This window comes from Stenotrophomonas genospecies 3 (assembly GCF_054473855.1).
Map to the genome: position 1 here is coordinate 237,593 of NZ_JBTMUR010000004.1, position 19,247 is coordinate 256,839.

The following is a 19,247-nucleotide window of genomic DNA, read 5'->3' on the forward strand; positions in this document are numbered from 1 at the left end:
CGGTGGTGACGCCGGATGATGTTCCGGCGGCCGCATCATGCGGGTGAAAGCTGCCTCACCATGTCGGCGATGATCACGTGGACCAGCGTTCTCAGGAAATGCACCTCGCCTTCCAGGGTTGGGCCGATGTCGAAACGGGTCAACCATTGCTGGTTTTCCTGCAGCACCTCCGCGTAAAGCGCCTGGGCTTCGCCTGCGATGCGGTCGATCTGATGGCGCAGCTGCCGGGTGGCGGCTGGTCTTCCCAGGCCCAGGGCTTCACCGGCAGAAACCAGATGCTCGAAACGAAGGTCGTGGAAGCGCGCGACACCGAGAATGGGCCACGACAGTTCCGAGCGTTCTGGCCAACGTGCGCCCTCGTCGGCATACGCGCGGGTCTCGTAACATGCGGTGGACAGCAGGTCGTAGTGGGGGGCCAGTTCGATGCCCCTGCTGTCGACCAGGAAGCTCAGGTTCTTCAGGTGCGCATCGTTGTTGCCGGTGAGTACATTGAAGATCAACCAGTCGAACAGGCGGACGCGCGTCTTGAGCTTGCTTCTGCATTGCTCGACGATGACCTTCAGGGTGTCGATGCTGCCGAGCGTGTACTTGAACTGCCGGTCGAGGTTGAGCAGCTGGCAGGCGTCGATGGCATGACGGCGATGGATGGCATCGGCGGTGATTTCGCGATCAAAGCGCTCGATGATGAAGACCGGCTCCGGTACGTAGCGGCGCTCGATCTTCGGCACCTGCAGCCCCAAGCGCTGTGCAAGGCGCATCACGAACCACTCGTTGGCCACGCTGTGGGGATAACTGCTGCTGGTGCTGTCAGGCTTGAGGATGTGGGTCGAGGGCTCGGCGCCCAGAGGTTGGTAGAGTTCTCCCCCTGTCTCGATGATTGCCAGCTTGTGCTGGGCACCTGCCAGTGACATGCGCTTGGCGGCACCCGCCGCAAGCGACGTGCGTGGCAGGCCTTGGATACGCGTGGAGAGTTCCGCATCGGGTAGTGGTTTTCTGCCGCCGGGTGGCAGGCGCTCGCCTGGAGGCAGCAGCGTCAACGAGCCTGCCGATTCCGCGCCATAGGCGGCCAGCAATGCGAACGCGTCCGCGCCATCCACCCTGGCATCGGTTGCCATCAGCGTGCGTTGCTGCTCTTCCGGCAGCAGATTGTCGAAGTACCACTGCACGGGGCGTTGGCTGGAGCCATCGAGGATGGCGGTGTCTTGCAGTGGCAACGCAGGCGCCAGTGGAAACCGATGTGCGCTGCCGAGCCACTCCGGCGTATAGGTGAAGCGCCACAGGTTTGCTGCTTCGGTCAGGCGGCCCACCGGCGCTTCGTCGATGCTGACCTGCAGTTCGCGTGGTGGAAGCGGATAGTGCAGTCCAGACAGGACGGTCGTTGTAATGACGTCCTTGAGATCGATACGGGGGGCGCTCATGGCACCTTCCCGTTGGCACGTTTGGCCAGCAGGGCCATCGCTTCGTCCGGCACGTCGATTTCGACATGCAGCCCCAGCTCGTCAAGCACGGTGAACAACTTGCCCCATTGCACCGTGGTACCGCCGCGTTCGACCTTGGCCAGGAAATTCTCGCTGACCCCGATGCCTTCGGCGGTTGCATCCTGGCGCAGTCCCTGATGCTTGCGGGCGGCTCTCACCAGTGGTCCCAAGGCCTCAGCCTTCTCAAGCCTGATCTTCAATGGGAACTCCCCCAGCAGAGCCTGACGCTCTGGATTCGACCCATCGTCTATACCATACAATCCTCACTGCAGTGAGGATTCTTCGCGCAAAGCCCAGGATTCCTTAGAATCCTTTCGGTCTTGAGGATTTCTTGGCAAAAGAGCTGGATGCAAGAAAATCCTCATTGAAATAAGGATTTATCTGCAAAGGCGTCCAGCGCCCAAAAAATCCTCATGAACTCAAGGATTCTTTGACGTCGTGGGAGCGCGATGCCTCATCCGGTCCATATGGGCAGCGCCACGAGGGTGGGACGTCCGCGATGAGTGGGGTCCAGGTGGGGCCTGCCAGGAGCGTGCCCGGGAACCTCTGCCTGCAGCGCAGGCTCGCAACGTCAACAGGCCTGGCCGCACCCCGGCCACAACCAGCCATGGCCGCAGGCAAAGCGTCTGTTACTTGCTCGCGCGCCGCGCGCCTTTCTCGTCTTCGTCCTTTGCATCGCCCCGGCTCTGCGCGAACTCCGGGAACGTCTTCGCGATCGAATCCTTGTCCGGAAGGATGTAGAACACGCCGCCCTTTTCGAACGTGGATTGCACGATCTGCTCGTAGAACGCAGGCGTGACGTTGATGCAGCCGTGCGTAACGCGGTTGTCGTCCGGCGAAGGTGATGCCAGCCGTTCGGCGCGCTTCTCTTTCGGAGTGCCTGGCGGCAGCGGGTGCATCGACACGGCGGAATCGTAGTCCACCCACAGCACGCGACCGGCATCGTCGGAGGGGCCATAGCCACCAATGAAACGGCCCGCCGGGGTAGTGCGGTCATGGCCTGGAATCGCACTCAGCGCGAGCTTGGCAACGCCGGGTGCGGAGTGATCGCCGATGGCCGAACCGAACAGCGCCGGTGCGGCACCGCGCAGCTTGCCGTCTCCACCGAAGACCAGTACCTGCGCAGCCGCCTTGTCCATGATCGCGAACGGATAACCCTGGTTGTCCTTGCTGGCGACTACCCAGCCGGCCAGTTCGATCACCGTCTCGGACACGCTCTGGTCAGCGGGCAGTTCATCGACTGCGGCGACCGGGGGTGCAGGTGCGTCCTTGTCCCTGGCGTTGGCTACGCCGCTGCACGCAACGGCCAGTGCCATGGCCAGTGCGGCATGGAGGGCGCGGCGCGCAGGGGAGGAGGAGGTACGAATGGGACGGCTCCTTGCAGTGCAATCTTGGTGGAAGGATGCCAGTGGCCGGCGAAGGCCACTGGTTCCCGATACAGAGATGGATCAGTTCAAACGGTGAGGGAGGATCAGCCGCGCGGCTTGCGGCCCGCTGGTGCCCTTTCAAGCTGCTGCACGCGACCTTCGATCTGGTCCAGACGCTGGTTGGCCTGCTGCGCCGACTGGTTGGCGGACTCGGCACTCTGGGCGGCGCCCTGCACCTTTACATCGAGCTGGTCGAGACGCGAGTTGATCGTTGCAAACTCGTTCTTGTAAGAGGCGCAAGCGCCAAGGCTCACGGTGGCGATGAGCGCCACGCTGAGTGCACGGGCCATCTTCATGTGTTGCGAGGTCAGTTTCATTCCACTCCCTCCTTCGTCTGGGGAAGCTGGAATATAGCGGCGTTTGTTCCCGGCGCTACCAAGCGCTTTCAGCTGGAATTTGAGTACGTGGATGGGCTGTGAAGGCCTGTAAATCAACGAACCTTAACAAGCGGGATCAAGCGGGCTGATCTGCACCGGCGTATCGCCTTGTGCCTGTTCAATATCACCCATTCACCTGCATGAAGCCGGCATCACGGCATGTGCGTCTGTGTGCTTTCGCCTGCTCCACACGCAGGCTGCCATCCACTTGCTTCCAGCAGCGCTGCAGCGTTTCCAGGCTGGACATCCAGCAGTTCGGCGATGGCGTTGGGCGTGTCGGGCGCGCGCGCAACATAGGCGTGGGCAATGCGGTAGCCGATCCAGTAGCCGAGATCTCCGCGGCGCGTATCGTCGCCGGGGCCGTTGTACAGCCACCTCGAAAGATCGGTACCCATGCTGTCCTGCAGGAACGCGCGCTCCAGCGCACACTCGCGACCCTGCGCCCAACGCTGCAGATGCGCGTTGGCCGGTTGCCCGGAGATCCGTTCGGCCACGTATTCGGCGCCGCCTTCCAGCAGCGTCTGATAGAGCAGGTTGGGCTGCTCGACATCAACGCGCGCGCCGGGCTGTTGCACGTGCACGTACTCATGGGCGATCAGGTGCACGAAGCGGTCGCTTGCATCGGCCTGCATCCAGTCGGCATTGCACAGCGCTTCCAGTCCAATGACCACACCTGCTTCGGTGGTAACGCCACCACTGTTGCCGCGGCCCACCAGTACGGTGACCGGAGGAAAGCGCGCAGACGGCAACAAGGCGCCGAGCTGATCGACGGCAGCGGCGACGCGCGTGCGGATCGATGGCAATGCGGTCGCGCAGGTTCTCGCTTTCGCAAACAATGCCGGCTTGTCCTGGATGGCCCTGGCCAGCCGCTCCATCGAGCCGATACGGCTGTCGGTGAAGCTGCGCAGGGCATCCGTACCCGCATCCAGATAGCCGTGCTGCAGATCATCGGCGCTTGGGCGCCCATGGTTGGCGTCCAGCACCTTGAAGAAGCGCGTGACATCGTCTGTCTGTACGACGATGTGCCCGGCAGGACCGACACGCTCAGCCGCCTGTGCCTGCAGCAGCGCGATCGGCGAGGCGATCAGGATCAGTGCCCGCATCAGGCATCGAGCGTGATGCGCGTAAGAAGCCGACAGTAGACGGGCAACCAAAGGTTTGTCGCCATCCGCAACCATAGGTTGAGCAAATTTCCTGCATCCATTGGCGCAACTATGGTTGCCAAGCACTCATAGTCTCCCCGCTGACCGGCAGGAACCCAGTTCCATCAAGGGAAAAGTATTCAAGTCCGATCTAGCGAAAACCTATGCTTGCTCCCATTCAGCTTCATCTCCTGCGCTGACGTTGATTCCAGTGCCGCGTTGGGTTGCTATCCAATGCGCCCATTCAGGGGGAACCGTTGCCCTGTCCGGCCGTTGGGGCTGCAGCCGTAGCGGTTGCGTCCTTGAAGCCCTTTGCATGGAGATCGGCACGAAGGCTCTTCAAAGCTGTTACAGGGACAGCCAACCACAGCAGATCCCTTGCCCGGGTCACAGCCACGTACCCGATTCGCCCGTCCTCGGTGGAACCTCCGCCTAGCAGTGCAGATACATGCGGTTTCGTTGCCATGTAGAGGACGGCATCCAGGCTTTCGCCCTTGACCTGATGCACGGTACTGATTCTGACCCGCAAGGGCTGATCGGCACCTAGGTCAGGCGGGCTCATTAGCGGTGAGCCGGGCAAACTCCTCTTCGAGAGCCGAGCACCGAGCGTGGACGATGTATGGTTGAGACCGTGGGCTGTGCTCAGATTGGTCATCAGGACCCTTACACGTTGCAACATTGCCGGCTGCCAATCGCTAATAGCGGGCAGCGCCGCGCTGGGCAGGCCCGAGACCGGATCTCGCGTAAAAGCCCAGATGACACGACGAAGTGCTCGTTCCTCTGGGTACCTGACAGGCTGAGTCAGGCGAGCAACGATGCCCTTGGGCGCGTTGTCGATCAAACCCATGATGGCAGTTGCCACGAGTCTGAATGCTGTTGAGTAGTCGGAGTGGATATCGCGCGCCATCGCTGCCTGGGCAAGGATCTTGGTCGTTCCCACGCCAGGCGCACCCTCATGCCCAGCCAGCTCGTTGGCCCACTTGCGTGCGCGGCAGAGCACGGCGGAGCGTGCTGGGTCCAACCCAGCGGAGACCAGTGTTGCCTGGAAGGCCGCCACGACCTTTTTCGTATCGGCAGTCGTGTACGGAACGAAGTAGGCCCCGTGGAGCGTAGGTGGCGCTGTCCTATCCGGATCGTCCGTGCGCGCCGAGATTGCGTTGGCGAGATCGAGTACGGCCGGTACGGACCGATAGTTCCTCGTCAGGGCGGCCGCAGAAACACCGGGTTTGCTGTGGTAGCTGGACAGGAACGAGCCGGTCGCGCCCATGAACTCGTAGATGCCTTGATTGGGATCCCCAATAAGGGAAATCTGAGAGCCTGCTTGGCTGAGCCTCTCAATGATCACCTGGTGCAGGATGCCGATATCCTGGGCTTCATCAATGAGGATATGGGGATAGCGACGCGCAAGGACTCGGAGGATCTCGGGTTGTTCGCGGAGGGTAAGGTCGACCCAGTAGCGGGCCAGCTCATGGGTGTAAGCCCCCAGTTTTCCCAAGGCTGCGGCAACCTTTGGGCCATTGTTGATCCTCGCCAGCATGCCGGAGTTCTGATAGAAAAAGCCCGTTTCAGCCCCAGAAGGGCCTATGACAACGCGATGGATATGCCCTTGGGGCACTGGGTAGTTATCGGTTCTCGGCGATTCCACCCAGAAGCGATAGTCCTTTCCTAAAAGGAATGACTCGCTCCCTGATAGCAAGAACGGGGTCGTGGTACACCCCATCGTCCGATGGGCGTGGGGTCGCAGAATATTTGTCGTAATGAACCCGTCCAATGTGTCGATCTCGACACGCTGGTGGGACGGGATCTTGAGCGATCCCATTGCGAGTGCCTGGTACTCGCGCCTGAAGGTCTCCACGGCGATGTTCGAGAAGGACAGGAGCGCAACCCGGCCCCGGTGATCACCGAGGCATTGACGTATGTGGGCCAGCCTGCGTACAGCCGTGAAGGTCTTCCCACTTCCCGCGCAAGCGATGACCGACATCGGATGCAATGGTGCCGTGATGATCTCACGCTGTTCAGCTGAAGGAGTAGTATCCGTGCTCATTCGTCTTCAGCCTTCTTCGGGCCAAGCTGACAAGCGTGTTCGACTGCAGACTGGATGTACTCCGGAACAGTGAATTCTTCCTTTTTCGCCTTGGCGATCAGGTACGCCAAAGCTTGTGCAAAGCGCCCCTTCTGGACGTTTCCGTTCTTCCGCTCGAACATTCCGCTGAACAGTACGCGAGCCTTCTCTGCATCTCCCGTAGCGGCGTCTACCTTCTTCTCCAGGTTCGCAGAGATCTTCGGGTGTAGCTCCTTAAGCGCCGCAAGCATGATCTTGCGATTGCTGGCGTACAAGGCCAAGTCATACTCAAGCGTCTTTAGCCCATGGAAGATCTTGAGATATGAATCCTCGAACTTGAGCATACTCAAGGTATTGGCGGACACCTGCACCTTGTCGCCGATCGAAGGGTAGACAGGAGCCGCCTTCTTCTTTCCACTAGAGGTCCCATCTTCCGGCGCATGGTCGTCCGCTTCTGCGCTGCCATCGCCCTCTTCCTCTTCATCCTCTTCACTCGGACCTGTTGGGTCTGCATCCGTAAGCACGGAAACAGGAATCTTCAGCGCCTTCTCGCCGAACAGTGGAATGAATGAGTCGAAGTTGAGGCCTTCAACGCTGATGAGGCTTACCCCATGCTTACGTAGATCGCGACCGCACTTCTCGGCGAGCACACTGACAAGGACCAATTCCGCAGCGCCCTCGACCAGGATTGCGCGGCGTGCAAAGAAGAGCTCAGCCCGAGTGACGTCCAAATAGCGCTCAAGCTTCTCACGCTTTCCGACAGAAAACTTGATGTCTCGGGGAAAAAAAGTCTCCACCCTGATTCCGGTGTCGACAAGACAGGTGAGACTGTCGAGGTTGGCGATGCTGGCAAAGTTGGGTGAGTGGCTGGTAACGAACAGCTGGACAGGCTTCTCTTTGTCCACTGCCTTGATGGTCTCAAAGTATCCCAGGAGCACAGCCTGCAATTGGGGATGCAGATGTGCCTCGGGCTCCTCAATGATCAGGCCTCGATAGCTGGCTTGCGGGTTCTTGGTCAGCTCGCTGAGAACGACCGCCATGAAGATCAGATTGTTGAATCCGAGCCCGTTTTGCTCAAGCTCGAACAGATCAACGGTAAGGGAGAGACGCGAAGCCAGGCGTTGGAAATCGCTGACGCTAACCCCCAGCTCGAGCAGCTGGGACAGCTGTGGCCCCAACATCTCGGAATGGCGAGTGGTTATCGCCTTATGGGTGCTCACAATCGGCGCTTTCGTCTTGAGCTCATCATCCAGCAGCTTCAGTGCCTTATTGATCTCGATCTTGCCATCGTCATCAACGAGCAGCTGAAACAGTCGGGACAGCTGGCTTGTGCGGCCGGGTCTAAGAGCCTGAGAAGCATCGCGCAGGGGCTGTAGATAGACGCCACGAAGGTTCTCCATCATGTCCGTTGTCAAGCCGACATCATCATGGTCTCCGCACCAGCGCTTCGCTCTAAGTCGCCCCGTCTTATCCGCCTCGGAGAAGCTGATGGTGATATGCGCCTCCATCTGCCCGTCCTTGGCAGGTTTCAGGGCAGTCATGAAGTCAGCTTCATCATCGGGGCTCAACCCTCGGAAGATGTACTTGAACACGATGTTGCCGCTAGGCGATCCTGTCTTCGGCCGATGAATATCGTCCGAGTCCAACCGCGGGTACGGTTCATCGTGCCCGGCAAGGAGAGACCTCAACGCATCGACAATGGCGGTCTTGCCCGCGTTATTCGCACCAACCAGAACGTTCAGTCCACTTTGGAAGTGCAGTACTGCGTTGTTGATCTTGCGGAAGTTCGAGATAGACAGCTCTGCCAAGTACACCCTGATGTCTCCTTGTGCTCATGGCGGCGTAGCCGCCTCCTGTCCCTAGCTGCAGCACGACGATGGCCGGCTGACAGCCCCTATCTACCTGGGCAGATTCTAATCAAATCAGGGGAATTGGACGTTCCGGCAACCCTCGTACGCGCATCGCCTTTTGGTTCCCCGGCCCCTCAGGCAAGTAAGGGGCGACGTCGGATCCGTCCCCCAAGCGAAGGCAGGGGGGTACGTCTGGTAGCAGTGCCTTTCAGCGCACCGACGCGCGATGAAGTGGCAGGCCCTATTCGGTCAATGCAGTGATGGCGCTTGTACATGGTGGCGGAGTTTGATTGGCGACGGCCCTCATGAAGGACAACAGTTTGTTATTGCAATTCGTAACACTGATGTCCCCGGATCGCCAATTCTTTCGGGAACGGCCTGGCGTAGCCTTCTCTTCCAGCGGTGCTGCCCATCGGCTGCCCTGAGTCAATCAACTTCTCATATCTGGAAACTGGGCTGTGGCCACCAATCGAATTTGCAGTGTTCTCGGAATTTCAAAGCCTGTCATTCAGGCCACGCTCTCATGACTGACGGATGCGCGCCTGATGGCCGCCGACGGCCTGCAGGGCTGGCCCCAGCGCAAGCGTCGCGGGCGGTGCGCAACTCCGGCCATGACAGCGCCGGGCGTGGTCAAACTGCTTGAACGCGATTTTCTCGCGCTGGAGCCGGAAACCGAGTGGGTGACAGATATTACCGAGATCAAGACCCGACAGGGCAAGCTGCATCTGTACGACCAGCGCATCGTGGGCTGGTCAATACACGATCGACAGGATCGCCAGATGGTGACCCGGGCTGTGCAGATGGCGGTGTGGCAGCGTCAAGGAAGCGATGAGGTAATCCTGCATTCGGATTGAGGCAGCCAGTTCCGCAGCCCGACTACCAAGGGCATCTAGCGGCTAACGGGCTGATCTGCTCGATGAGCGCTGTGGGTCATTGTGGCGACAACGCGGCCTGCGAAGCCCTCTTTGGGCCACTCAAGCGTGAGCGGATCTATCGAACGAACTGCGCCACAAAGTATGCAGCACGAGCGGATGCGTTTGACTACATAGAGCGACGCCATAACCCAAGGATGCGACGAAGGGTCGCCAGGCAGGACCAGAAGGTTGCAGCTCTTTTAGAACCGTCCGTGATATCGGGGTAGAACCCGGCGGTTGAACAACCCGCTCGGCTGCGCAGGGAAGTGATGTCTTCTTCTGGCCTTCTTCAGCGGCACGGGAAGGGATCACCGGAAGCTCGGAAGGCCGGAGAGCGCATGGCCTTTGTAATAACAACTGCGGTCCGGGCGCACTCTCTAGCGATCTCTGCCGAAATGGCGAATCTCTTCAGAACTTCACTTGCTACGCCCCGCTCGCGCATGCCGCTCTTAAGCAGGGTCATGGACAGGGCCATAATTCTGCTCGCCATGTTCCGACCCGCAAGAAGGTCCTGGCCAGGTTGCCTCTGAAGATCTAGGTAGACGCTGAATGACGGCGCACGGTGGATAGAACTTTTTCGTTTAGAAACCAACAATAAGCTAAGGAACTGCTGGCTAGGGAACACACGCGTATTGGCCTTGCAGAGCGCGTGGAGCACGACTTCGAATTTCCTCGCCTGAGCCCCCCAGTCCTCTAGATCAAAGGCGATCTCACCGTCCACCTCATGGCTTGGAAACAATGAAGTCGATGAGGCCGGAACTGGTTCGGTCAAAATTCCGATAATGTCAACAGATTTGATGGCGGATAGGTTGAGTAGCGTTCTGAAAGTGGTAGTAGTTCGTCTGAAGCGAATTGCATCCCTCCAGAACCTGTTATGAACGATCTTCAGCCTATCCAATGTCCCATCTTGAAGGAGCCCATCAAAGAAACGTTGATAGTTCTCCGCAGGAATAACCACATCAGGGTTGGTTGCGGTCCAGCGTACGACGTCCTCGATCGAGGCGTTGGCCCAGGACTGAAGTGCGCTCGGCCTCTCGTGCGTGGTTGCGCGCGCTAGGCTGCAACCGCAATAGGCGCACGAGGCCGCGTTGCCCCTTCGCAACTGTTGACTGTTGCCGCATTCTTGGCAGCGATCAATGATTCTGACTGAGTGCAAGGAGCAATGCGAGTAGTGAAGGAAGTTCCAGATGAGCCTCTCACTTAGACCGTTACTCTCGCCAGCCTCCAGCAGGCACTCAGGACACCAGCGGCGATTGATGCCAGCAAGGCCGCCATCCCGCATCTGCAGGACATTAATGAAAGGCGAGAGCGTGCAGCCGACCAGGCGTTGGTTAGTCAGCTGCTCTAGCGCGCGCGCGCGGTTAAGGCTCACCTGCCCTGGTCCCACGAAGCTATTTCGCTCACTCAGTCCATTTCTTGGCTGACCCGCAACTTTGTCAAGCACTCCTGCGAGGTGTGTCTTTGTAAACCCGGTCGTTTCGCACATCCTCTGGAAGTACCCTCCAAGTGACTCAGTCTGGGCGGTGGCTCCGTCGATCGGTGCAATTGGCGGCAGTGCTGTCCACCGATACCGCATGTGTGCCGTAGTCATTTTCGCTCTACTCCCCCGTACCCATGCGCTTCAGGAAGTCAGCAATTCTCTTCTCACCATTCAAGGGCCTCTGATCCGCAAGCTTGTTGAAGGCCAGCACGCTGCTCCACACGGTTCCAAGCTCCTTCTCGCTTGAGGAGCTGGCGTGCAAGTGCGCTTCAGTGATGCTGTTCGCTCCCTCATTCTTTCGGCGGAGCTCAGCCCTATGGACGACGTCGATAGTGGGGCCGAACACGCCAGCACCATTGGCGTACATCAAATCAGTATTCTTAACGAGGAGCTTGGGATCGGACAGGTTGAAGCTCTGCCCGATACCCTTCAGCACTGCAACGAAATCCCGCTCGTCTTGGGAATTCTTCAGGTTATACGGCCGGATGTAGACGAACCGGGATCGATTCCAGACGTCGGGGTGTCCCGCCCACAAACTCTCCGCAGTGTGGGTAGCCAGCATCACTATGACGCAGCCGATTTCTTCAATCAGTCGCACAAGGTTCGACATGTACCCATAGCTGGTTTGATGAAGATGCACCATCGTCAAGGTTGCCGCTTCTTCCAGGAAGATGTACTTAAGTTGACGTTGTTTCGCCACAGATTCGAAGCTGTGCTGCAATCTCGGCTGCGACTGCGTTGCCCTCACTCTCTTCCACAGCTGATTGTTTACCTCTGCCTCCGCCTGGACATGGTGCGCATCAGTACTGACCGATCGGTCCTTGTTCTCCAGCCAGCCGAAGTCTGGTTCCACCACGGCGTGATGGAGGCGCAGCGTGAGATCCTTGGAGTTGAACTTTCCCCGATCATTGGCCATTGCACGCACCGATATCAAAGGAAGCGTGCCAGCTGGCCAGAGGCTCTGCTTCCCGGCAAGGACGGGAAGAATAGCTTGTCTGATCTCACTCTTGCCCGAGCCAGAAGGAGCCAATGCCCAGACGAACGTACCTGGGCGCGCACCTTGGATGGCATTCAAGAGTTCGGAGTAAGCCGTCCTCATGCGGCTATGATTCACAAAAGGAATTCCAGAGTTGCTGTCCACTATCGGTTCCTGTGAATTTGAATGACTGGCGCGGGCTTGCCCCCAATTGCACAAGCTACGGCGACTCAATATCGTCAAAGTCATCCATCGCTCGCTTCTTGATTCCGCGCAGAGCGATCTCGTCAAGAGCGTCATTTGATTGAGAAGGGAGGCTGCTGGAGTCCGCCTCCCCCGGCTTGGGTTGAGCCGCGGTGTTGGGCTTCGCGTTCGCGGCTGCCGTACGCATCGCCTGAGCGTGCCTCGCGCTCTGCTTTGCTTCGCGGAGCGATGGCGCGTAGAGCTGGTCATACATACCTCTGAATGACCGCTCAATCAGGGTGGAATTAGCTAGAGGCCCGATCAAGTTGCAGAACGCCTTGAACAGTCCACGATTCGTCCTAACCCAGATGAAGCTCGGGTCCTCCGGGTCTGTTCGAAGCTGCTCAACATCGAATGACGCGTCGAGCTCCCTCAGTTCATTGGAGTGAAAGTACCGACCATTCACCTCGAACCCTCGTCCGGGTACATACTTGTTATTGCTGTGCGGGATCGCGGTTCTGAAGAGGAATTCTTCGTCAACCAATGCGCGCAGGCCGGCACTAGGAAAGAGAAGATCTGCGTGGGCTGCCCGTTCGGCCGGACTTGCGAAGCCTTGTACAGGGACGCTCGGGAAGTGCTCATAAAGCGTTTCCCTGGCAACCGTATGAACGGTTTCAAAGCGGTGCTTGGCAGTTTTGTAGCTCTTGAACTTCCCATCCACGCCTCGGCCCGCCTTGTCGGGATCGGTGCTACCGACAAGCTCATGGCTGACCTGGGAATTGAACCTTCCAAAGTAGCGTTCTACGTCCGAGTTGAACCTCGAACCTGCCGTTGGGCAGATATGGATTGAGAACTGATATCGCAAAGCCAGAGCAGTGAGAAAGTGTGACTGATTCTCCGTTCCTCGATCGACAAAGATGCTGTTGAACAGTCGTCCATGTCTGCGGACGTAGTCACGTATCAGGATGGCCAAACCATCGCGCCGTGCTGGCCCGAAGACAATGGAATGCGCCATCGGCAGATCAGTCGCCTCATCTGTCCCTAGATAAATCAGAGGGGACTCTGCGCTTGCTTCCATTCCATCGTCGCTCACCACCCTCACGTCGACTTTGGTACTGTCCACGTGCAGGACTGCATGTTTAGCTAAGGCTGTACCCGACCGGTCGCGCGCGTCCGAGCGCGGCCTTTGCTTTTGGTAGCCACGCATTCCCTGCGTTGCAAGGACCTTACGCAGCTCCAGGCGCGGATCAGCGAGCCTGCGTTCGAAGGCCTGGCGGCTCTGTGGCGACTCGCCGTCAGATTCACAGGCCTCCTTGAGCGCAGCGTATGCGTCCTTCTTCTGTGAATACTTGCCTGCGGCGTATGCGCGAATTGCCTCAGCCGTCCGCTTCTCCTGAACGGGGGTAAGCCGGCTCATTCGGTTTCCGCTTGCATGAAACCTGGTAAGGCACTGCTCGAGTTCGTTGTCACCTCTGCTTCGCGCCTCGATCACCTTCCGCGCTATCTCACGCAGGTGTTTGGGGACGGCTGTACCCTTCGCATGCGCGGATTGAATCAATGCGAGCCGCTTTTCGGCGTTGGTGGCGTCGACTAGCGTCGCCGTTGCGAACGCAGAGTTCAGTTGATTGCGAGAGTGCCTGGCAACCTCAAAGAAGTTGCTTCCTATCTCAATAGCCTGAGCCTGACTCAAGGTCAAAAAGAAGTTGCTCGTGTCCGTGAGCGGAACATGCTCAACTGGACCGAAGGCCCAGCGGGTTCCAAGCAGAAGCGCCGCTTGGCTCACGTTGAATCCCTCGATAGTCTCGATCATCCAATCGAGGCTCTTGGGGCCGTCGGCGAGATGCGCATGGATGCGTCTGCCCAAGGCTTGAGCCTCGTTGGCGGGTACCATACGCACCTCGTTATAGATGACCTGCAGGTTCCGGAGTGGCGTGTCGACGCGGGAGGGACTGAGCCACAGGACGTGCTCCATGCCGCGCTGCCTTGCCCAAGGGCCATAGGCAAGGTTCTGAAGATTTCCATCGACGTCGACCCATTCACCGGACTTTGCCGCAAGCAAGCTGTCACGAGCGGAGCCGGCCTTGCATTCGACCAGCTCAATGCGACGGGTGCGGACGACCAGAAAATCCAAGGTGCCGCTCCTTACATGATTGCCAAGTCTCACTCCCTTACAGGCAACCTGCGGGAAGTAGCCAAGCACATCCGGATCCAGCTCCAGAGTCAGCGCGAACATATGTTCAACGGTATGACTCTCCAGCGTGATGAGCTGGCCACACTTGACTGAGTTGAAGTGGGTCACAACGTTGTTCAGCGCGCCTTTTCCTGGCTTCCGCGCTGGACTCGAGCTAGCCATCTCAAGGATGTGCTGTCGCTGTTCGACAGTTAGGCCCTCATGCTCCCGCAGACGCTGGGCCAGTTCTTCTTGATTCATGGAACCCTGCCTATCTACTGGGAGGCGGGCAGCCGCCTCCCTCCCGGAATGCCTAGGGGTTGATTCTTATCGGGGTAAGGGGGTAGATTCGGCATAGCGGTTCTCATCGCTGCGCCTTAAACAGACCCCGGCCTGCCAGCCGGGGTTTGTCTTTTCTGCCCCAGAGAGTCTTCTTAGCTCATCTGGAGGACCTCCATGGGCAGATTGGGATCATTGAGCGGTCCGCCGACTGGTTACGGGATCTGCGCCGCGTGATGCATTGAACAACCATTGGGCGAGATCCCTGGATCGGATCATGCGCCCCTTCCTGCCGGGAATGGTCGAGGTTGCTATTCCCAGGCGGTTGTCATACGCCGCGCGCCTGGCCGCGCTGATGCTGTTGTAGCCAAGCAGCATCCACACTTCTGAGAGCCGGACATAGAGCCCGTACTCCTCCGCCACCTGCTCGGCGAGCTGGTCAGGAGTCGTTGCGCGAAGTGCTAGCGTTTGTATCGACAAGGGCACCATGTAGGCGAGCATCACTCACTCTCTTTCATATTGCAAACAGCGAGCACATCTTCTTGCTTGTGGGGCGCAGATTATCTGATCACGTATCAGATCATCTGATATGCATGCTGCTACAGCGGCTGGCATGTCAGATGATTTAGTACGCAATACAGTTTGTGGATTGCGCTAGCATGGGCATGCTGCCGACTGTTGAAAGAGATGTCGGCGCACCTGTAGGCGTGGGGTTGTGCTGCGCCACGATGTGCCTCTAAGGGAGGTTGATTGGAAGATGAGTACATGATGACCATCCCTACAGATGAGCTCAGTCGCGAAGAGCTTTCAGGCTCAGCATTGAGAGCGTTCTTCAACCTCGCTGCGCGATGGCAACTGTCCGGACCTCAGCAGAGAGCTTTGCTTGGAAGCCCACCCGATGCTTTTTATGAGGCATGGGCGCGAGGGGCCTACGAGCATATCGATGCCGAGGTCCTGGTGCGGATTAGCTATCTACTCGGCATTTACAAAGCTCTTCATATCCTTCTGCCTGACCCCATTCAGGCGGATGGCTGGATAAGGCGACCTAACATGGCGCCCATGTTTTCTGGTAACACCGTGCTGGATTTTATTTGTCGCGGAGGCTTGCGCGAACTTCGGGATGTGCGATCTTACTTGGATGGGCAGCACGTCAGCACCTAGGCAAGGGGTGCCATTTACCATGGACGCTGGAATACGGTCGTACTGCTGACTGTTGTTCATGCGCACCTGAAGCGGTCTGACTTTCGTGCAGGTCTGGCTAAAGATCAGAGGGATGTATGAGACCAACCATTCTTGCAATGGACCTAGAAGGAACGCTGATCTCAAATGCGGTCAGCCAGATCCCACGCCCTGGCCTGTTCGCGTTCCTGGAAGCGATGCGGATCAAGTTCAGTCAGCTAGTACTCTTTACGACTGTTCCGGAGTCAAGAGTGCGAGAAATCTGTAGGCTTCTCGTAGCGGAGGGTGTGGCCCCGAGCTGGTTTGGGAAGCTTCACTACGTTTCATGGTACGGACCAACTAAGGACCTGCGATTTGTTACATCTCACGCCGGGGAGGCCCTTCTGCTAGACGATCATGCGCCTTACGTACACCCCGGTCAGGAATGCTGGTGGGTAGAGGTCCCGTTGTTTGGCTCACCCTACGCCAACGATGACACGGGGTTGGATCTGGCGCGGTTAAGAATCGATGAGCGACTAGCTCAGCTCTCGCTTGGGGGAGGGCATTGAAGCAGCTCGGGAAGACTTCAAAGTTGAAAGGTTTCGCTTGGGGTGCAGTCAATTCGAATGCTATGACAGTGTCGCGCTCTCCCCCAATGACATACAGAACTTCCTTCTTGCGCCGCGCATGTGCCCGATGCAGCCGACACTAAACCGGCCTTGAAACGGCGCTAACAATGCGCGATGTGGAGGCTTAGGCAAAGGCATAGCGCTTCGCTGCGAAAGGGAGCCCTTGCAGCGGACATCGGCTTTTCGTCAAGCGGGGATAAGGTGGCTCGGTCGTCGACAAGGTCTCAACCATGTCTCAACCCAGTCGTTTGCAGGACTTTATGCCCGCTACAACGCCCGGACAGATAAGCGGGAGATTGATATGCAGCAGAACAGTGCGATGGAGGGGGTTGCCGCGCGGTGGCCAGAGCGGATCTGGGTGGTACGGCATGGCCAAAGCGCCGGAAACGTTGCGCGAGACCACGCTGAGGCAAATAACATCACCTTAATCGAGTTGGAACACCGCGACGCGGACGTGCCTCTCTCCTCGCTGGGGGAGCGCCAGTCGCAAGCACTGGGTGCTTGGGTACTGGGACTTGCCGAGCACCAACGCCCGCAAATCGTGCTGACTTCTCCATACATGCGTGCAAGGCAGACCGCCCAAGCCGTGGCCGACGCGCTTGGCCCTGGCCACCGTCTAATCATTGATGAGCGCCTGCGTGAGAAGGAGTTCGGCGTTCTGGACCGCTACACCTCCAGTGGCATCGTCGCTACCTTCCCGGAACTGGCCGCGCAGAGACGGCTGGTCGGAAAGTTCTACTTTCGCCCACCGGGCGGAGAAAGCTGGTGTGATGTCATCTTGCGGCTACGCGGCGTTGTCGGGGATCTCCAACGGAACCACGCCGGTGCACGCGTGATGATCGTCGCGCACCAAGTGATTGTGAATTGCATGCGATACCTTCTAGAAGGCATGGACGAGGATGCCATCCTCGACCTTGACCGCGAAGGCGATGTGCCCAACTGCGGGGTCACCGAGTACTACGCTGCTGAAGGTGGGCAGCTTGCCTTGGTGCATGCCAACTTCATTTCGCCTGAACTGGCCGAGGCCCCAACCACCGCTTCGTCGGATCAGCCCGCTGGAGCCAAGTAAGGTACAGCGTCGGGACCCGACCACCTAACCGCCATCTCTCTGCAGACATGCTCGCTACTCGTGCAGAACGTCCGGTTCTGGCCAGAAGCGGGCACTGAGGCAGGTTTCGGCCCGAGCGATGCTAGCCTCCAGTTTCGACTCCAGGGAGACCTCCGCTGAAGGGCTCGCTCCCGCCCTGTTCGTGGTGGGGGTATGCATGTGCTTGATACCCGGACGCAGCGGACATAAGATCGAGCGGTATCAGGGGATAGCCTGCCACAAGGTGCGCTGTGAATAATTCATTTGACCGGACTCTAGGGTCCGGCTACTAGGTAGTCAGGGTCTATGGCAGTAACTAATCCTCTGACAGAATAAGAGCTGGTCGCGCATAGGCGAGGCAAGTGGTCTGTAGCCGGAGTGCCGCATCGCGGCTGGACTTGCGTAGATATTGAGGATCTTGGAGAGCCGCAGATCGATTGCGAGATGTGCGAGTCGCAAACCATCCGCTACGTCCATCACATGGAGCACCCAGATTACCCGAACGTTCTCGAGGTTGGGTGTGTATGTGCCGGCCACATGGAAGGCGACCTGGCGGCCTCGCGAGCCCGTGAAGCCTCTATGAAAAGCAGCGCAGCAAAGCGCAAGCGTTGGACTGCGCGTGCGTGGAAAGTTTCGGCAAAGGGGAATCCGCATATCACTTCGGATGGATTCCGCATTACCGTTTACCCGCGCGGCGGAGAATGGGCCTGTACCTTGGCTGCGCTAGACGACTCAACTGTCCTGCACGCTCGCCGCAACTACAAGTCTCAAGCGGAGGCGAAACTCGCTGCCTTCGACCACATCACTCGTCTTCAATCCAAAGCTGGCGCATAGCAGTTCATTCAAGTTGAATCGCCACAAGGTTTTGTGGACTGTGATTGCTAGCATACGCGTAGGTTCCGGCCGAAAGCAGACGAGCTGGCGCCGACGACGCGATCAGGAATGCTAGGGCCCCTATTCGACCCGAAGCGAACACTGCCATGGATGCGAGGTGGCTACAGACAGGCGATCCACCCAAAGGGTGCGGTCCGGGTTGAGCATGATTTCCACGACGTCGGGGTCTTCGAGCGCGGTGGCGATCAGCGGCCCCATTGCCGTGCGCAGCATCTGGATGCGCCGGTCGAGCGACGTGGCGCTCATGGATTGGGGAACGGCGCTCATGACGCACGCTCCCGTGCTTGAGCGGCTGCCGCTGCGTCCTCCATCCGCATCGGGTCGGGGTGCAGTTCCTCCACCACGTCACGCACCAGGCTGCGCCCGCGCATCAGGTGGCGGCCAAGCTGCTCGGTGAACTGCTCGAATCGCGCCTTGCCCTGCGCGCGGGCCGCGTCTTGGTGCGCTTCGGGAACCGGCGTGCTGACGGTGAGGTAGTAGCGGATGAACAGCGCCAGCGTTTCGATGGCGATGTTCTGATCGCGCTCCATGCGCTCGGCTTGGCGCGACAGCCGATCCAATCGCTTGGCGATGGCTGCCTCGCGCTGGTCGGCCGCGTCCGGCGACAGCCAGGACGCCAAGGCGGCGGCGACGATGCTGGATTTGGACACGCCTTATCTGCTGCGGGTGGTCGTCAAGAACATGGCTCACTACTCTCGCTTCGTGCTCGACACGCTGCTCAAGCACCCCAGCGTGCAGGACTGCAAGACAAGCTTCGTGCTGGATCGGGTAAAGAGCACCACGGCCTTGCCCCTATGAGCATTCGGCCGATTGGTGTAGCGGGGATGCAAATAGCGCTTGACCTTCCAACCTTGGCAAGGACCAGACTTCAAACACCCAAACCCGAAAGGAGTTTTCCATGCAATTCCATCTCGAAGACATGACCTGCGGCGGCTGCGCCCGCACCGTTACGAAAACGATCCAAACGATCGACCCCAACGCTAAGATCGTCACGGACCCGCCGACCCGCCGTGTCGAGGTCCAGACCTCGGCCTCGCAAGAGCAGATCGCCGCGGCCCTGAGCGAAGCTGGCTTCCCGCCGCGCGCGTAGTAACACCGCGTCGTGGCCGGCCTGCACACAGGACAACCGATGCGAGCACGT

The 19,247-nt window shown here is 58.9% G+C and carries 15 protein-coding genes and 3 pseudogenes; 5 read left to right on the top strand and 13 right to left on the bottom strand.

What is annotated here, in order from left to right; translation table 11 throughout:
- Positions 1-35: 35 nt before the first annotated feature.
- From ACX9OT_RS07640 to ACX9OT_RS07670, 7 genes are all read right to left on the bottom strand, one after another.
- Positions 36-1,418 carry a HipA domain-containing protein gene (locus ACX9OT_RS07640; RefSeq protein ID WP_080356542.1) on the bottom strand — a complete coding sequence of 461 codons (1,383 nt, stop codon included), beginning with the start codon at positions 1,416-1,418 and terminating at the stop codon, positions 36-38.
- Positions 1,415-1,738, bottom strand: a complete 324-nt coding sequence (locus ACX9OT_RS07645) for a helix-turn-helix domain-containing protein (protein ID WP_317608642.1) — start codon at positions 1,736-1,738, stop codon at positions 1,415-1,417. Before ACX9OT_RS07645 ends, ACX9OT_RS07640 begins: the two co-directional genes overlap by 4 nt.
- A 369-nt stretch (positions 1,739-2,107) precedes the next feature.
- Entirely contained in the window at positions 2,108-2,794 is a 687-nt protein-coding gene (locus ACX9OT_RS07650) for a L,D-transpeptidase (RefSeq protein WP_032130168.1), read from the bottom strand.
- Positions 2,795-2,949: 155 nt separating this feature from the next.
- The gene (locus tag ACX9OT_RS07655; RefSeq protein ID WP_012509703.1) at positions 2,950-3,222 is read right to left on the bottom strand and encodes a hypothetical protein; all 273 of its coding nucleotides are present in this window, start codon (positions 3,220-3,222) and stop codon (positions 2,950-2,952) included.
- 212 nt (positions 3,223-3,434) lie between these two features.
- A complete protein-coding gene (locus tag ACX9OT_RS07660) occupies positions 3,435-4,385 on the bottom strand; it encodes a DUF2268 domain-containing putative Zn-dependent protease (RefSeq protein WP_049462216.1) in 951 nt (316 codons plus the stop codon).
- 283 nt (positions 4,386-4,668) lie between these two features.
- Positions 4,669-6,468 carry a UvrD-helicase domain-containing protein gene (locus ACX9OT_RS07665; protein WP_277778853.1) on the bottom strand — a complete coding sequence of 600 codons (1,800 nt, stop codon included), beginning with the start codon at positions 6,466-6,468 and terminating at the stop codon, positions 4,669-4,671.
- Positions 6,465-8,300: an ATP-dependent nuclease gene (locus tag ACX9OT_RS07670; protein WP_049462214.1), complete on the bottom strand. Its 1,836-nt coding sequence runs from the start codon at positions 8,298-8,300 to the stop codon at positions 6,465-6,467. The genes ACX9OT_RS07665 and ACX9OT_RS07670 overlap by 4 nt, the downstream gene beginning before the upstream one ends.
- Before the next feature lie 572 nt (positions 8,301-8,872).
- Between ACX9OT_RS07670 and ACX9OT_RS07675 the strand changes: the two are divergent.
- A pseudogene (locus ACX9OT_RS07675) lies at positions 8,873-9,477 on the top strand (IS3 family transposase); the annotation flags it as partial.
- A 62-nt stretch (positions 9,478-9,539) separates the two neighbouring features.
- Here ACX9OT_RS07675 and ACX9OT_RS07680 read toward each other — a convergent pair.
- The 4 genes from ACX9OT_RS07680 to ACX9OT_RS07695 form a co-directional block, all read right to left on the bottom strand.
- Positions 9,540-10,841: a TniQ family protein gene (locus ACX9OT_RS07680; RefSeq protein WP_080356541.1), complete on the bottom strand. Its 1,302-nt coding sequence runs from the start codon at positions 10,839-10,841 to the stop codon at positions 9,540-9,542.
- 7 nt (positions 10,842-10,848) lie between these two features.
- Positions 10,849-11,871: a P-loop NTPase family protein gene (locus ACX9OT_RS07685; RefSeq protein WP_223224734.1), complete on the bottom strand. Its 1,023-nt coding sequence runs from the start codon at positions 11,869-11,871 to the stop codon at positions 10,849-10,851.
- Between the two features lie 55 nt (positions 11,872-11,926).
- Positions 11,927-14,320, bottom strand: coding sequence for a transposase (locus ACX9OT_RS07690; RefSeq protein WP_277778852.1), 2,394 nt, complete (start codon positions 14,318-14,320; stop codon positions 11,927-11,929).
- 210 nt (positions 14,321-14,530) lie between these two features.
- The gene (locus tag ACX9OT_RS07695) at positions 14,531-14,839 is read right to left on the bottom strand and encodes a hypothetical protein (protein ID WP_049462213.1); all 309 of its coding nucleotides are present in this window, start codon (positions 14,837-14,839) and stop codon (positions 14,531-14,533) included.
- A gap of 264 nt (positions 14,840-15,103) precedes the next feature.
- On the opposite strand from ACX9OT_RS07695, the gene ACX9OT_RS07700 reads away from it, so the two are divergent.
- Together ACX9OT_RS07700 and ACX9OT_RS07705 are read left to right on the top strand one after the other, a co-directional pair.
- Complete coding sequence (locus ACX9OT_RS07700) at positions 15,104-15,499, top strand: hypothetical protein (RefSeq protein WP_277778851.1); 396 nt, start codon at positions 15,104-15,106, stop codon at positions 15,497-15,499.
- A gap of 927 nt (positions 15,500-16,426) precedes the next feature.
- On the top strand, positions 16,427-17,194 hold the full coding sequence (locus ACX9OT_RS07705) for a histidine phosphatase family protein (RefSeq protein WP_134950774.1): 768 nt from the start codon (positions 16,427-16,429) through the stop codon (positions 17,192-17,194).
- Positions 17,195-18,211: 1,017 nt separating this feature from the next.
- Here ACX9OT_RS07705 and ACX9OT_RS07710 read toward each other — a convergent pair.
- Both ACX9OT_RS07710 and ACX9OT_RS07715 read right to left on the bottom strand, forming a co-directional pair.
- Positions 18,212-18,319: pseudogene (locus ACX9OT_RS07710) on the bottom strand (P-type conjugative transfer ATPase TrbB); the annotation flags it as partial.
- Positions 18,320-18,369: 50 nt separating this feature from the next.
- A pseudogene (locus ACX9OT_RS07715) lies at positions 18,370-18,759 on the bottom strand (CopG family transcriptional regulator); the annotation flags it as partial.
- Between ACX9OT_RS07715 and ACX9OT_RS07720 the strand changes: the two are divergent.
- Positions 18,740-18,904, top strand: a complete 165-nt coding sequence (locus ACX9OT_RS07720) for an Lrp/AsnC ligand binding domain-containing protein (RefSeq protein ID WP_161802498.1) — start codon at positions 18,740-18,742, stop codon at positions 18,902-18,904. The pseudogene ACX9OT_RS07715 and the gene ACX9OT_RS07720 sit on opposite strands and share 20 nt — an antisense overlap.
- Positions 18,905-19,004: 100 nt before the next feature.
- Complete coding sequence (locus ACX9OT_RS07725; RefSeq protein ID WP_049462211.1) at positions 19,005-19,196, top strand: heavy-metal-associated domain-containing protein; 192 nt, start codon at positions 19,005-19,007, stop codon at positions 19,194-19,196.
- Positions 19,197-19,247 lie beyond the last annotated feature (51 nt).